Below are 14,945 nucleotides of genomic sequence, written 5' to 3' on the forward strand. Positions count from 1 at the left end.
GGGGGTCACACCTTCTCTGTGCGGCGGATGCGTTCCTGGTCGGTTCTTCGTGCGTGGGCGCGGAGCAGTTCATGGATCCGGTAGGGGCCGGGCGGGCCGTCCTCCAGGAGCCCGGCGTCGGCGAGCCGTTCCAGGACCGCCTCGGTGATGTCCGGGACGTCGTCGGCCGTGAAGGTGGATCCGGTGCCGGTCGCGGCCCGGTGGAACGCCTCGGAGAGCCTCGGGTCGAGCCGGCTCAGCGCCGCGTCGAGGACGGCGGTCACGGACAGTCCCGGGGCGTCGGGGAGGGCGAGCCGGGCCAGCGGATCGTCGCCGAACCAGTCGACGGCGTCGCCGAGCGACAGCGCGGGCCGGGTCAGCAGCCGGGCCGTCAGGATGCGCAGGGCGAGCGGGAGATGGCCGCACAGCCCGGTCAGCCGGCGGGCCGCGTCCGGTTCCGCCTCGACGCGTTCGACACCGAGGACGGAGACCAGCAGCGCGTACGACTCGGCCGCGGTGAACACCGAGAGCCGGTGCACCCAGCCGCCGTGCGTGGCGACGAGTCCGGCGAGGCCCATCCGGCTGGTGACGATCACCGCCCCCTGGGCCCGTGCGACGGCGGGCAGCAACGGGCGCACCTGGTCGGCCTGGACGACGTCGTCGAGGACGAGCAGGACCCGTGCGCCGTCCGCGCCGGGCCGCAGCACCTCGGCCGCCTCCGCCGTGAGGTCGGCGGCGGTGCGGGCCTCGCCGTCCGGCCGGGTCGCCCGGACGACCGCACGGCCACCCGGAAAGGCGTCCCGCACCAGGTGGGCGACGTGGTGGGCGAGGGCCGACTTGCCGACGCCGGGCGCCCCCGACACCAGAATGGTGGGCGGATGCCGGTCGGCGTCGGCGACGGACGCGGTGAGCCGTGCGGTCATCGCGGCGGTTTCGGTCTCGCGGCCGGTGAAGTTCGGGACGGAGCGGGCCTCGGGCGCCGGGGACGCACCGGCGGGCGCCGCGGACCTCGGTACGGGGGCGGCCGGTACCGCACCCGTCACCGGAACCCGGCCTGCCGCCCGTACCACGCCGACCGCCGGGTCCGGTTCGGCCGCCGGGACCGGCAGCGGTGGCCCGGCCGTCCCCGCGGCGGGTGTGCCGGGCAGCGGCACCGGGTCCGCGGCGGGGGCCGCCGGTCCTTCCAGCGCTCTCGCCTCCGCGCCGGTGTGCCGTGCGATCGACGCGACGGGACGGGACGGCGGCGGCGTCCGGACACCGCCGGGGCCCAGGTCCTCGCCGCGCAGGATCGCGAGTTCCAGCTGCTGGAGGGCGGGTGACGGGTCGACCCCCAGCTCGTCCAGCAGGAACCCCTTGACCCTCCGGTACTCGGCGAGGGCCTGGGTCTGCCGCCCGGTCCGGTAGAGCGCCTCGATCAGCTGCTCATGGAGCCGCTCGTGTCCCGGGTATACGCGCGTAGCGGTCCATAGTTCGACGAGCGCCTCACCATGCCGTCCGAGCCCCAGCAGCAGGTCGCAGACCCGTTCCACGCTCCGCAGCCGCTCCTCGGCGAGGCGCGGCACCTCGTCCCGGTGCAGCACGTCGGAGCGCACGTTGGCGAGCAGCGCGCCCTGCCACAACGACAGCGCGTCCTTGAGTTCGCAGAGTTCGGCCTCGGGGTCGTGGGAGAGCAGCACGGCGCGGCGGACCTGGTCCCGGAAGCCGAGCAGGTCGAGGGTGTGCGGTTCGGCGGTGATCCGGTAGCCGCCGGGCACCGCCTCGATCGATGTCTCGGTCACGCCGTGCTTGGCGAAGAGCCTGCGCAGCCGCAGCACACAGGTCTGGAGCGCGGCCTTGGCGGTGGCCGGCTGTTCCTCCCCCCACACGGCCCGCTGGAGGTAGTCGGCGGACACGACGGAGTTGGCGCGCAGGAGGAGCGCCGCCAGCAGGATCGTCGGCTTCGACGGCTGGAGCACCACGGCCTCGGGCCCGTCGGCGAGGGTCAGGGGACCGAGCAGCTGGAACCGCATCATCGCGGTCTAGTCCCAGCCGTTGACCAGCTTGCATACCAGTACCGGTGCGGGCAGCGGCAGCCGGGCGAGGAACGCCTCCACGTCCGTACAGACCCGCGTGACCTCGTGGGCGGGACGCTGCCCGCCCGTCCCGGCCCCCGGGGCGGCGAGGGCGGCGGGGGCACCGAACGTGAGTGCGGCGAATGCGAGACCCGTGACGGCCGCGGCGCGGGTGACGGCGGCGGTACGGGTCACGATGGCCGACCGGCATGAAAGCGAAGAACCGAACACTTCTGTCCCCTTCGGCTGTGTCGTCCTGCCGGGGGGTGCCCCCGGCAGGACGACGATGCCAGCGAGGGAGGCGTGGCAGCAGGGGCCGCCGTGTCAGCTTGCTGCACGCGCCGCGGCAGCTTCGTGCAACCGGATCGCCGTACCGGGAGACACCCGGCAGGGCACGGGAACGGGCACCACGGGACGCACGGGATCCGGCCCTCCCAAGGCGTGGAGGAACGTCCCGGAGCCGCACGCGATCCGGCCCCGGAGTGTTTGGAGGAACACCCCGGGGCCGGATCTCGTCATTCTACGTCGGCGGTCGCCCCCGCCGGACCGGCCCTAATCCGTGGCGATCGCGTTCAGGACGTTCATCCGGCCTGCCCGGAACGCCGGGACCAGGGCGGCGAACAGGCCCACGAAGGCCGAGGCGACGAAGACCGTGAGGATCGTCGGCCACGGGATCTCCAGGACGCCGAGGCCCTCCAGGGCCAGCAGCTTCTGGGCCGCGGTGCCCCAGCCCATGCCGAGGCCGAGGCCGAGCAGGGCGCCGAAGACCGCGATGACCACCGACTCCAGGCGGATCATCCGGCGCAGCTGCCGGCGGGAGAGGCCGATGGCCCGCATCAGGCCGATCTCCCGGGTCCGCTCGACCACCGACAGCGCCAGGGTGTTCACCACACCGAGCACGGCGACGATGATCGCGAGCGCCAGCAGGCCGTAGACGATGTTCAGCAGCTGGCCGATCTGGTCCTTCAGCTGCTGCTTGTAGTCGGCCTGATTCCGCACCTCGTACTGCGGGTACTTGGCGAGGGCGTCCTTGAGGGCGGCGTACGCCTCCTTCTCCTTGCCGTCCGCGGCCTTCGCGAACATGAGCATGTTCTGCGGCAGGGTGTCGGCGGGGACGTACCGCGCGGCGGTCGCGACGTTGGTGTACATCGCGCCCTTGTCGATGTTCACGTCGTCGGAGGTGATCGCGGCGACCGTCAGCTTCGCGGTCTCGCCGCCCTTGAACGCGACGGTGATCCGGTCACCGACCTCGACGTGGTGCTTGGTGGCGTATGTGTCGCCGACCGACATGGCGTCCTTGCCGTACGCGGCGGCCAGCTCGCCGGAGACCGTCTCGCGGCGGACGTCGTCCTTGTACGTGGGGTCGGCGGCGACCAGGCCCTCGTCCTCGGTGGTGCCGTCGGGGGCGGTCAGCCGGGCACTCACGTACGTGTAGCCGGTGAGGTGCTCGATGTCCGGCACGGCCTTCAGGGCCTTCGCCGCCTGGTCGACGATGGGCGATCCGTCGCCGCCGGCCGGCTGGACGATGAAGTCCGCGCCGACGGACCTGTCGAGTTCCTCGGTGGCCGAGGCGACCATGGAGGAGCCGACGACCGAGAGGCAGGCGACCAGGGCGAGGCCGACCATCAGGGCGGCGCCGGTGGCTCCGGTGCGGCGCGGGTTGCGCAGCGCGTTGCGTTCGGCGAGCCGTCCCACGGGGCCGAACATCCGCAGCATGACCGCGCTCAGCACCCGGACCACGAATCCGGCCAGCAGCGGGCCGATCACGATGAAGCCGATCAGGGTGAGGAGGACGCCCGCACCGAGGAGGGGCGAGCCCTCGCTCGACTTGTCGGCCCTGGTCGCGGCGAGGAGCGCGGCGCCGCCGGCGAGCGTGAGGACCAGGCCGATCGCGGCCCGGACCTTGCCCGCGCGACCGTCCGCCGGGGTGCCGGACTCGCGCAGGGCGGCCATCGGGGAGACCTTCCCGGCCCGGCGGGCGGGGAAGTACGCGGCGACGACGGTGACGACGATGCCGAGAACGAGGCCGGTCACCGGGGTCGTCCAGGCGACGGTGAGGTCCCCGGTGGAGAGCTCCATGCCCACGGCGCCCATGAGCTTCATCAGGCCGACGGCGAGGCCGACGCCCGCGGCCACGCCGAGCAGCGAGCCGACGACGCCGAGGAACAGCGCCTCGATCAGCACGGAACGGTTGACCTGCTTGCGGCTGGAGCCGATGGCCCGCATCAGGCCGATCTCGCGGGTGCGCTGGGCGACCAGCATCGAGAAGGTGTTGACGATCAGGAAGATGCCGACGAGCAGGGCGATCCCGGCGAAGCCGAGCATCGCGTACTTCATGACGTCGAGGAAGGAGCCCATCGAGTCCTTGTTGGCGTCCGCGGCCTCCTTCTGCGTCCGGAGCTCGTACGCGGAGGTGTCGCCGAGCGCCGCGGCGACGTTCTTCTTCAGCTGCTCGTCGGCCACACCCGCTTCGGCGGTGACGGAGACCAGGCTGAAGACATCGGGCCGGCCGAGCAGCTTCGTCTGCGCGGTGGCGGTGTCGAAGTAGACGATCGCCGCGCCGGGGTTGGTGACCTTGAAGGTGGCGATGCCGCTGATCCGGGCCCGGATGTCGCCGTTGGCGGTGATGGTGCGCAGCTCGTCGCCGAGCTTGAGGTGGTGCTTCTCGGCGGTGTCGGCGTCGACCATCATCTCGGTCGGGCCGCGCGGTGCGTGACCGGAGGAGATCTCCATCGAACGCAGGTCGTTGCGCGTCCAGTTGCCCGCGATCGTCGGGGCACCCGTGGTCGAGCCCATGTTCTTGTCATGGCTGTCGACGACGGTGACGGACATGCTGGTGACCGCGCCCTCGGCCGCCTTCGCGCCGGTGGCCTTCACGATCCGGCCGACATCGGACGCGGGGATCGTGACGGGCTTGCCGCCGCCCGGGAGCCGGTCTTTCTCCTCGGCCTCCTTCGGGCCGACCGTGACATCGGCCGAGGTCGCGGCGAAGAGCTTGTCGAAGGTGGTGTTCATGGTGTCGGTGAAGACGAGCGTGCCGCACACGAACGCCACCGACAGCAGGACCGCTACGGCGGAGAGCGCCATGCGTCCCTTGTGGGCGAAGAAATTCCGCCTCGATGTCTTCCAGACGGTCATGAGGTCCGCCCGCGCGAGTCGAAGTCCTTCATGCGGTCGAGGACCTGGTCGGCCGTCGGGTTGTGCATCTCGTCGACGATGCGTCCGTCGGCGAGGTACAGCACCCGGTCCGCGTAGGAGGCGGCCACCGGGTCATGGGTGACCATGACGATGGTCTGGCCCAGCTCGTCGACCGACCTGCGCAGGAAGCTCAGCACCTCGGCGCCGGCCCGCGAGTCCAGGTTCCCGGTGGGCTCGTCACCGAAGATGATCTCCGGCCGGGCGGCGAGCGCCCGAGCCACCGCGACGCGCTGCTGCTGGCCGCCGGAGAGCTCGGTGGGCCGGTGCTTCAGCCGCTCGGCGAGGCCCACGGTCTCCACGACCTGGCTCAGCCAGGCGGCGTCGGGCCTGCGGCCCGCGATGTCCATCGGCAGCGTGATGTTCTCCAGCGCGTTGAGCGTGGGGAGCAGGTTGAACGCCTGGAAGATGAAGCCGATCCGGTCCCGGCGGAGCTGGGTGAGCTTCTTGTCCTTGAGCCCGGTGATCTCGGTCTCGTCGAGGTAGATCTGCCCCGAGCTCACGGTGTCCAGGCCCGCCAGGCAGTGCATCAGGGTCGACTTGCCGGAGCCGGACGGGCCCATGATCGCGGTGAACTGCCCCCGGGCGATGTCCACGTCGACATGGTCGAGCGCGACGACCCGGGTCTCCCCCGCCCCGTACGCCTTGACGACCTGCCGCGCTCGCGCAGCAACGGCCGTACGCCCTCCAGTACCCCCGTGCCTGGGAATGGTCATAGCCGTTGTCACGGTTTATCTCCTATGTCGGTCGGCGTGGGAACGCGTCGATGGGCGCGTCGCTGGATGGACGCGCTGGTGATTGCGCTGATGAATGCGTCGGTGAATATGTCGCTGTACGTGCAGAGTCTGGTGCCGGGGGCGGGTCCGGATCACTGGTGCCCGGCACCGTTCCGGGGTGGGGTTTCCCCCACCCCGGCCCCCCGTGTCCCGCCCCCGGCCCCCCGTTTTCCACCGCGTCCGCGGTGGGATTCAGCCGCTTTTCGCGGTGTAGGAACACGTTAAGGAACGGGCCCCCGCTCTCACGTCCTCCGCCGGGAGGAACCACCCCTGCCCAGAAGTAAGGACCTCCCCCTAAGGGTCTCGGCCCCTGGGTGGAGGCCCGTATCAGGGACTGGACCCAAAGGTGCACCGGCGGGGGCGGCCGGGGTCTCCTTCCCGCCCGGCCGCCACCCCCCGTTCACGGGACCACATGCAACTGAGCCATTACCAGCAGCAATTCGGGCCACCCACTCCCCAACTGCTGTACCCGCGAGTAATATTCGCGCTTCCGACCGCACCCGCACTCCTGCCTTGCCGTCCAGACCAGGACCCGAGCCATGCAAGGAGCAGCACCCCGATGTCGCACGGAAACCCGCCCCCCTCCCCCCACCACCTCGACTACCTGCTCCCCTGGCAGAGCTCGGAACAGGCACCGCCCGACCGGCCGCCGAGCCCGACCGACGCTCCCGCACCCGCACCCGCCCCCGGCCGCCACAGCGACCTGCGCCGGCTGCGCACCGCGTACCGGCTGCTGCGGCGCATCGCGACCTTCACCGCACTCGGCTACTTCGTGGCCTTCCTGCTGCTCTCCGGATTCGCCAAGGAGCTGATGGACGTCCCCCTGTTCGGCGGCCTCAACCTCGGCGTGGCCCTGGGGCTGCTTCAGCTCCCCGTGACGGTGCTCGCCATCGTCGTGTACGAGCGGACCGCACGGCGCACGGTCGACCCGCTCGCCGCCCGGATACGAAGAGCGGGAGCGGCACGGTGAACGGATTCGACAATTCCGCGCAGTCGATGTCCCTGGTGGCCTTCCTCGCCGTGGGCACCGTGGCTCTGCTGCTCTGTGTGATGACCGGCCCGGACCGCGACGACCTCGACGAGTTCTACACCGGCTCCCGCTCGCTCTCGCCCATGCAGAGCGGCCTCGCCCTCGCGGGCGACTACCTCTCCGCCGCCACCGTGCTCGGCACCACCGGCATCATCGCCCTCACCGGTTACGACGGGATGATCCTCGCCCTGAGCATCACCCTCTCGCTCGTCCTGCTGATGTTCCTGCTCGCCGAACCGCTGCGCAACGCGGGCGGGTTCACCATGGGCGACCTGCTGGTGCGCCGCGCCCCCGGCCGCGCCGTCCGCATCACCGCCTGCGCGGCCACCCTCGCCGCGCTCGTCCCGATGATGGTCGTCCAGCTCGCCAGCAGCGGCGATCTGCTCGCCTTCATCCTGGGATTCGACACCTCGGGCTTCCGCACCGGCGCCATCATCGGACTCGGCACCCTGATGATCGGCTACGCGGCGATCGGCGGGATGAAGGGCACCTCACTGATCCAGATCGTGAAGACCGTGGTCCTCTTCGTGGCCTCCTTCACCATCGCCGTACTGATCATGAACCGGTTCGACTGGAACACCGACTCCCTGCTCTCGGCCGCCCGCCAGAGCAGCGGCGCGGGGGCCGACTACCTGCGCTCGGGGCTCCAGTTCGAGGGCAGCGGGCTCGACATGGTCAGCTCCGAGCTGACCGTGGTGCTCGGCGCCGCCTGCCTGCCGCACGTCACCATGCGCATGGCGAGCGCCCGCTCCACCCAGGCCGTCCGGCGCTCGATGTCCTGGGCCGTCGCCGTGGTCGCCACGATCTGCCTGCTGCTCGTCGTGATCGGTTTCGGCGCGGGGGCGCTCGTCGGCCACGAGGGCATCACCGCCGCCGGGGCCTCCGGGAACAGCGCGATCCTCCAGATCAGCGGGGAGGTCGCGAACGGTACGCGGATGGGGGCCCTGGTCATCACGACGATGACGACGGCGATCTTCCTGACCCTGCTCGCCTCGGTCGCCGGAATGATCCTGTCCTGCGCCAACTCCCTCGCCCACGACCTCTTCGCCCACGGCCTGCACGGGGTGCGCGACCCGGACCGCAAGCCACTGCCGGGCCTGTCCGAGATGCGTACGGCACAGTTCTCGGCGATCGTCGTCGGACTGCTCGCCACCGTGCTCGCCGTCGTGGCCAGACACTGGAACGTGCAGGCGCTGGCGACGCTCTCGTTCTGCGTCGGCGCGTCCGCCTTCGCCCCGGCGCTCGTCTACAGCATGTTCTGGCGGCGCTTCACCCGCGCCGGACTGCTCTGCACCCTCATCGTCGGCACCCTCACCACCCTGGTACTGATCACCGGCACCAACCTGGTCTCCGGCTCACCCACCTCGGTCTTCCCCGACCACGACTTCAACTGGTTCCCGTACACCACCACCGGGCTCGTCTCCATCCCCGCCGGATTCCTGGCGGGCTGGCTGGGCACGGTCCTCCCCCGCCATACGGCCCCCGCGGCCCGCCGGCTCTACCAGGGCGAGGAACCCCGGATCCTGGCGGGTGCCCCACCGGCACACCAGTGAGCCCGCCCGCCGGGCGCGGGCGTTCAGCCACCCGGCACGCGGGGCCTCCATGTACACGGCCCACGTGTACGCAAGAGGGCACCGCCCGTCCGCCGCGGGGAACGGCGGACGGGCGGGCGGAGGTGGGGCAACGCGGTTCAGACCGGGCGGGAAGGCGCCGGGCTCAGTCCTCCGCCGGGGTCACCCGCCCGGTGAGCGCCGCGAGCGAATTCCGTACGTGTGCCATGTGCGCCTGCAGCTCCTCGCGGCCCTCCTCGTGCTCCCGCACGATCCTCTCCGTCTCCCGGACCACCCGCTCCTCGCGGACCCTGGCCTCGGCGAGGAGCTCCGCGGCCTGCGCCTCGGCGTCCTCCTGGCCGTGACGGGCGGCCTCCTCCGTCTCCGCGAGCGCCCGCCGCGCCTCGGCCAGACGGGCCTCCGCCTGCTCGGTCAGCTCGTCGTGGCGCGCCGCCTGCGCGGCCTCGTCACCGGCCAGTTCGAGCTCGGCCGCCTGCCACCGCTCGGAGTGCTCCTGCTCCTGGTGCGCGAGGACGCTCTCGGTGCGGCGAATCGTTTCCGCCATCATGGACTCCGCCCGCTCCCGCACCTCCGCGGCCTCCTCGCGGGCCTCGGCGACCGTGGTGTCGGCGGTGCCCCGCGCCGTGGACAGCGTCTCGTCGGCGTGCCGCACGGCCGCCGCCCGCATCGCCTCGGAGTCCGCCCGCGCCGAGGCACGGACCTCGCGGCCCGCCTCGTCCGCCGCGTCCCGCAGCGCCTGCGCCTCCTCCTGGGCGGCGCCCCGTACGGTCTCCGCCTCGCTCTCGGCGAGCGCCAGGATCTGCTGGGCACGCTCACCCAGCGACTCGTAGGTCTGCGGGGCGAGCGTGGCGACGACCTCGCTCAGCCGGACCGACTCCGCCGACACCTTCTCCACCAGCGCGGTCAGCCGGGACACCTCGTCCAGCGCCGCGTCCCGCTCCGCCGACAGCCCGGCCACCGCGCGGTCCACCTGCTCCGGACGGTAGCCACGCCCTCGTCCGCCGACGAAGCCGTGCGCGGACACCGGTGCAGAACTCATCCTTGAAGCCTCTTTCCGACTCTCCGACCATCAGCGACAGGTCAAGGATGCGGCAATTGGCCAAGAAGTCGGAATCGATCAACTGATTTCCAGACGGAAGCGACAGGCATCACAGGCATCACGGATATCCCGGACACCACAGGCACCCGAGCACCAGGCACTGCCCCGCACCACGGAGCACGGCGCCCGGCTCCCCTCACGGGGAAACCGGGCGCCGTCCGCGAAAACCGCCGGGTCAGATCAGCCCGTCCCACATCTGTTCCAGAAGCACCGACCACCAGCTCTCCGGCGACGCCAGCGCCGCCGCGTCCAGCGCCACCAGCTGGGCCTGGAAATCGACCGTCCAGCGGCCCGCCTGCTCCGGATTGAGCCCGAAGCGCAGCCGCCACATCCGGCCGAGCAGCGCCATCGAACGCTGGAACTCCGGCAGCCCGGTGTTCACGAACTGCGGCGCCACCGACTGCCCGCCCGGCCCCGCCTCGACCGGCACAGCCACGATGTTCGCGGTCCCGTACTGGACACAGATCGCCCGCCCGAAGTCGGACCCCATGACGAGGTACGACCCCGCGTCGGGGGCGGCCTGCACCTGGCGCTGCGCGGCGAGCTCGGCCAGCGTCGGCACCACCGGCTGACCGGGCTGCGCCCAGAAGAACGGCCCGAAGTCGGCGGGCAGCCCCGCCCACACCAGCGTGCGCGCCACGGTCTCGGGCACTCCCTGCCGGGAGACGGCACGCTGGTCGAAGCGGCAGATGCCCTGCGGCCCGAAGGTCTGCAGCAGCTCGTCCGCGATGGCCTCCGGCGGTGCCGCCATCGCGGGCGGCATCTGCGGCAGCGGCGCCCGCACCGGCGCCGGACGAGCGGGCCCGTCCGCCACCTGGTGCAGCTCGCCCTGGTGGGTGAGGAGATGCTGCATGCCCTGCTGACGGCTGGCGTGATCGGTGCCGTACGGGGCGACACTGGTGATCCGGACCTGCGGCCAGGTCTCACGGATCATCCGCGCACAGTACCCACCGGGCAGCTCGCAGGACTCCAGCTCGGTGTGCAGCTCGATGACCTGCTGCGGCGGCACGTTCATCGCCCGCAGCTCGTGCAGCATCTGCCACTCGGGGTGCGGGGTGCCGGGCGCCGAACGCCGGATCAGCTGCTGCTCGCTGCCGTCGGGCGCGCGGTAGCGGAGCACGGCCTGGTAGCCGGGCCCGACGGTCGGCTGACCGGGCGGCGTCTGCGGATATCCGTACGCCGGGGGCGGCGGGGTGTGCGGATTCGGCGGTACGGGGCCGGGGGCGCCGCCCTGCGGCGCTCCGGGCGGACCGGGAGGCCGGACCCCGGCAGGGCCGCCCATGCTCGGGTCGGCGAGCATCGTCGCGGCATGGTGCATACCGCCACCGGGCGGAGGCGGCACGGGGGCACCCGGAGCACCGGGACCGCCCATGCTCGGATCGGCCAGCATCGTCGCGGCATGGTGCATACCGCCACCGGGCGGAGGCGTCGAACCAGGCGGCGGAGACGGCACCGGAGCACCAGGAACACCAGGGGCGCCAGGAGCACCAGGCGGGCCCGGAGGCGTCGGTGCACCGGGACCGCCCATGCCCGGATCGGCCAGCATCGTCGCGGCATGGTGCATGCCACCACCGGGCGGAGGCGTCGAACCAGGCGGCGGAGACGGCACCGGAGCACCAGGCACACCAGGAACACCGGGCGGGCCCGGAGGCGGCAGCGGTGCGCCGGGGGCCCCGGGCGGACCCGCCTGAGGGGCGAGCTGGGTCGGCAGGTACCCGCCCGCCGGAGCACCGGGCGTACCCGGGCCCGACGGCGGCGGCACGGGCGCACCCGGCCTGGCACCCGGCGTCCCGGGAGCACCGGGCGGCGGCGGGGTCGACGAACCGCCACCACGCGCCCCGCGCGGCGTCACGGTGGCCTTGCTGGTGGCCGCGTCGGCGATGTCACCGGCGCCCGGGCCCGGAGGACCCACCGGAGCGCTCGGGGCACCCGGGGCGCCGCCCTGCGGGGGCAGACCCGGCACTATCGCCGTCCGGGGCAGCTGGCTGCCGCCCGACATCAGGGCGGTCGGCGCATCGGCCGGCACGATCGGCGGCGGGGTGCCGTCGTCGTCGGCACCCGAGAGCGGCGGCGCGAACACCGTGGCCGGCAACGGCACCGCCCCTTCGTCGGAGCCCCCGTTCGTGTCCGTACCGGCCCAAGGGGTGGACCCGGCGGGCACATTCGGCGGGGACACCGGGACACCGTCGTTGGCCGTGGGCTCGTACGCGACCGGCCCACCCTGCGCACCAGGCGCCCCGTGCCCGCCACGGGCCGCCGGAACGGCGGCCGGCGGGGTGACGGACGGAGCCGGGGCAGCCGGAGGAATCGGAGAAGCGGACGGAACCGGCGAAGCAGGCGGGACCGGAGGCATCGGGGCAACCGGGGGCACCGCGTCCCCACCCTGGTCCCGACCCTCCCGGCGATCCGGGATACCCAGCTTGTCGGCCGCTTCCTGGAGCCACTCCGGGGGGCTCAACAGGAACGACGTCTGATTGAGATCGATGCGCTGCGGCGGCTCCGGAGCAGCCGCGGCCGCCACGGGGGCGCCGTACTCCTCCTCGTACCGCCGGATCACCTCACCCACCGGCAGCCCCGGCCACAAGGTGGCCTCACCGCTGTCCCGGGCGATCACCAGCCGCTGCGCACCGCCGTCCGAGACCGGGCCCTCGGCACGGTCCTCGCCCCACACCACGAAGCCCAGCTCGAACTCCCGCACCCGCACCTCACGGTGCTGGTACACCGGCACATCGCCGTTGATCCACTCGTCCGCGCGCTCCTGCGCCTGAGCGAAGGTCACCATCGCGCTCACCCCTCCACCGGGACGGCCCGCGCGAAGCCGCCGTCCACCATCAGGTTCGCCACGGTCTCCAGCTCCGGCGGATTGCCCGCCAGACGCCGCAGGAAGGCGTCGAAGTCGTCACCGCACGGCAGCAACAGCCGGTCCACCCGCTCCTGGACGTTCCAGCCGTCCCGGTCCCGGGCATCGTCGTACGCGCAGAACCAGACCGAACCGACGCCGTTGCCCTTCACCTTCACCGCGACGATGCCGCCCTGGACGAAACCGACGCCCAGGAAGTCCTTGGTGAGGTGATCGCGCAGACACTTGTTGATGTACACCAGGTCGTTCGCCGCGGCCTGCTCGCGCACCGTGAAGAACGGCTGGTCGACCAGGAGCCCCAGCTCCGCGTCGAGCGCCGCGCCGACCGGCGCCGAACCGCCCGCCGCCTTGAGGAACGAACGGTAGGCACCCGGCAGCCGGTAGCCGAGATCCTCCTCGACGTTCAGCACCTGCGCCTCGCTCACCGCCACGGCACCCTTCGGCAGCCGGAAGTGCGCCGGCCGGGTCTCCTGCAACGGGCGGGTCCCCCGCTTGCCGTGGTCCACCGCCGTCGCCGCCAGACCACCGTGATGCCTGAGCAGCGCCTTCACCTCGACCGGGACCAGCTCCATCCGCCGGCCCCCCGGCACGTGGTGCCACGTCCAGCCGTGCGGAGTGGCGACCGCCGGGATCGTGTCCCACAGCTCATGGCCGCTCGCCGCCAGCGCCGCATTGGCCGAGACATAATCGGTGAGCCGCAGCTCATCGACCCCGAAGCCCTGCGGCGGCTCGGCGATCTCGGCGGCGGCACGCGCGTACGGCGCGAAGTCCGGGCTGCCGTTCCCGTCCATGCGCACACCACCGGGATGGCGGGACGCCCGGACCGGGTCCGGGAAATGCACGAGCTGCCCGGCGTAGGCCGCGTTCGGTGGCGCGGCTTGCTGCCCGAGCCGACCTGTCGTCATGGCGGTTGCCCCCTGCTGCGTCTGGCTGGTGAGGACCGGCCTGCCCGAGGGGGACGGTCCGGGCACAGCCTATGCGGTGCCGCAAGGGCGGGTCTCGCTCATGTGACCTGTCGTACGACTCCCCCTCCGCACCCGTCACGAACCGTCACAACGGCGTGACGGACGAGCGACGCTCCTGCCCCCGACGGGCGACACGGAGACACGTTTCACCGCCCCAGCTTCCCCACCAGCCCGGACATTTGGCAGGCTGTCACCGCAACTCGGGGGGCGTGCACATCGCGCAGCTACCGCTGCGGGCACGGGAGGGAAAGCACCATGACCACTGCACAATCAGTCACATCCGGGGATCCACGCCTCAGCTGGAGCAGCACCGACACCAGCCGCGCACCCCGCCTGCGCCACCGCCGCGACGGCATCCTGCCCGCAGTCGCGGCGGCCCTGTCCGTACGCGGCGAGACCTTCACCTGCACCGCGGGCAAGGGCGACCAGCCCCCCGTACTGCACCCACTCGTCCAGGACTTCCTCGACACCCTCCCCAGCGGCCGGCGCGAACGCTTCACCGGCCGCTGCCCCGAGGCGATACTGCTCTCCCGCCAGCTCACCGCGGCGGAGTCGACCCGCTCCAAGCGCGCCCAGCGCAAGCCGCTGACCAACGGCGAAGCCCGGCGCGCCCTCAAGCACTCACGACTCACCGCACGGCGCATCCGTGAGGACGGCGACCCGATGCACGGCAGCTACGCGCCCCCGTGCCGCTCCTGCACGGCGATGCTCGCCCACTTCGGCGTACGTCCCGTCGACCTCACGACCACCGGGTCGGCGACCACCGCCGAGAAGGGCTGACCGCACGCCGATGCACGACCGAACCGACCTGCCCGAACAGACGGGCCCCGCCGAGCGCGACCGGCACGACTCCACCCGCTTCCCCGTCACCGTCGACGCCGCCCTGCGCGCCGCCGGCTGGCAGCCCGGCCGCTGGGACATCCGCCAGGCCGAGGAGTGGGCCGACGCGCTGCGCTCGCACGCCTCGCCCGCCGGCCACCAGCACGCGGTCTTCCCCGCGGCCGTGGAGGCCTGGGCCGAATTCGGCGGACTCCACATCTCCGCGTCCGCACCGGGCCGCCAGATCGCACCCGCCCCGGTACGCATCGACCCACTGAGCGGACTCCACCTCGCCCGCACCCTCGGCGACCTCGGCCGGGCACTGGAGACCGAGGTCAGCCCCCTGGGCGAGGAAGGGGACGGCCAGGCGGTCCTGGCCATCGACACCGAGGGCCGCGTCTACAGCATCGACCACACCGGCGACTGGTACCTCGGCCCGGACATCGACCAGGCACTGGCCACCCTGATCTCGGGCATCCAGCCGGAACGCCTCGTCTCGGGCTGAACGAGCGGCGGGGACGTGCCCGCGGCGCGGGGCGTACTCGGCGGGGATGCGGCACGCCCTCGGGGGCACGGGGCGTGCCCGAGGGCTCGACGTGC

11 protein-coding genes are annotated in these 14,945 nt (G+C 72.5%); 4 read left to right on the plus strand and 7 right to left on the minus strand.

Features of this window, described 5'->3' with window-relative positions; translation table 11 throughout:
• Positions 1–5: 5 nt before the first annotated feature.
• From GA0115234_RS06550 to GA0115234_RS06565, 4 genes are all read right to left on the minus strand, one after another.
• Positions 6–1,988 (minus strand): BTAD domain-containing putative transcriptional regulator, encoded by a 1,983-nt coding sequence (locus GA0115234_RS06550; protein ID WP_093540140.1) that lies wholly within the window; start codon positions 1,986–1,988, stop codon positions 6–8.
• A 9-nt stretch (positions 1,989–1,997) separates the two neighbouring features.
• Entirely contained in the window at positions 1,998–2,225 is a 228-nt protein-coding gene (locus GA0115234_RS06555) for a hypothetical protein (protein ID WP_202553433.1), read from the minus strand.
• 357 nt (positions 2,226–2,582) lie between these two features.
• The gene (locus tag GA0115234_RS06560; RefSeq protein ID WP_093539901.1) at positions 2,583–5,168 is read right to left on the minus strand and encodes an ABC transporter permease; all 2,586 of its coding nucleotides are present in this window, start codon (positions 5,166–5,168) and stop codon (positions 2,583–2,585) included.
• Positions 5,165–5,953 carry an ABC transporter ATP-binding protein gene (locus GA0115234_RS06565; RefSeq protein WP_093539902.1) on the minus strand — a complete coding sequence of 263 codons (789 nt, stop codon included), beginning with the start codon at positions 5,951–5,953 and terminating at the stop codon, positions 5,165–5,167. Before GA0115234_RS06565 ends, GA0115234_RS06560 begins: the two co-directional genes overlap by 4 nt.
• 607 nt (positions 5,954–6,560) lie before the next feature.
• On the opposite strand from GA0115234_RS06565, the gene GA0115234_RS06570 reads away from it, so the two are divergent.
• Both GA0115234_RS06570 and GA0115234_RS06575 read left to right on the plus strand, forming a co-directional pair.
• Positions 6,561–6,971: a DUF485 domain-containing protein gene (locus tag GA0115234_RS06570; protein ID WP_093539903.1), complete on the plus strand. Its 411-nt coding sequence runs from the start codon at positions 6,561–6,563 to the stop codon at positions 6,969–6,971.
• Complete coding sequence (locus tag GA0115234_RS06575) at positions 6,968–8,584, plus strand: sodium/solute symporter (RefSeq protein ID WP_093539904.1); 1,617 nt, start codon at positions 6,968–6,970, stop codon at positions 8,582–8,584. Before GA0115234_RS06570 ends, GA0115234_RS06575 begins: the two co-directional genes overlap by 4 nt.
• 163 nt (positions 8,585–8,747) lie before the next feature.
• On the opposite strand, the gene GA0115234_RS06580 is transcribed toward GA0115234_RS06575, so the two are convergent.
• The 3 genes from GA0115234_RS06580 to GA0115234_RS06590 all read right to left on the minus strand — a co-directional run bounded on the left by GA0115234_RS06580 (position 8,748) and on the right by GA0115234_RS06590 (position 13,466).
• Positions 8,748–9,641: a cellulose-binding protein gene (locus GA0115234_RS06580; protein ID WP_176729090.1), complete on the minus strand. Its 894-nt coding sequence runs from the start codon at positions 9,639–9,641 to the stop codon at positions 8,748–8,750.
• A 235-nt stretch (positions 9,642–9,876) separates the two neighbouring features.
• A complete protein-coding gene (locus GA0115234_RS06585; protein WP_093539905.1) occupies positions 9,877–12,483 on the minus strand; it encodes an SUKH-4 family immunity protein in 2,607 nt (868 codons plus the stop codon).
• Between the two features lie 5 nt (positions 12,484–12,488).
• Positions 12,489–13,466, minus strand: coding sequence for an SMI1/KNR4 family protein (locus GA0115234_RS06590; protein ID WP_093539906.1), 978 nt, complete (start codon positions 13,464–13,466; stop codon positions 12,489–12,491).
• A 315-nt stretch (positions 13,467–13,781) separates the two neighbouring features.
• On the opposite strand from GA0115234_RS06590, the gene GA0115234_RS06595 reads away from it, so the two are divergent.
• Positions 13,782–14,306, plus strand: a complete 525-nt coding sequence (locus GA0115234_RS06595; RefSeq protein WP_093539907.1) for a YwqJ-related putative deaminase — start codon at positions 13,782–13,784, stop codon at positions 14,304–14,306.
• A 10-nt stretch (positions 14,307–14,316) separates the two neighbouring features.
• On the plus strand, positions 14,317–14,850 hold the full coding sequence (locus tag GA0115234_RS06600; protein WP_093539908.1) for an SUKH-3 domain-containing protein: 534 nt from the start codon (positions 14,317–14,319) through the stop codon (positions 14,848–14,850).
• Positions 14,851–14,945 lie beyond the last annotated feature (95 nt).

Source organism: Streptomyces sp. DvalAA-43, from assembly GCF_900091725.1.
In the GTDB taxonomy this organism is placed as follows: domain Bacteria; phylum Actinomycetota; class Actinomycetes; order Streptomycetales; family Streptomycetaceae; genus Streptomyces; species Streptomyces pulveraceus.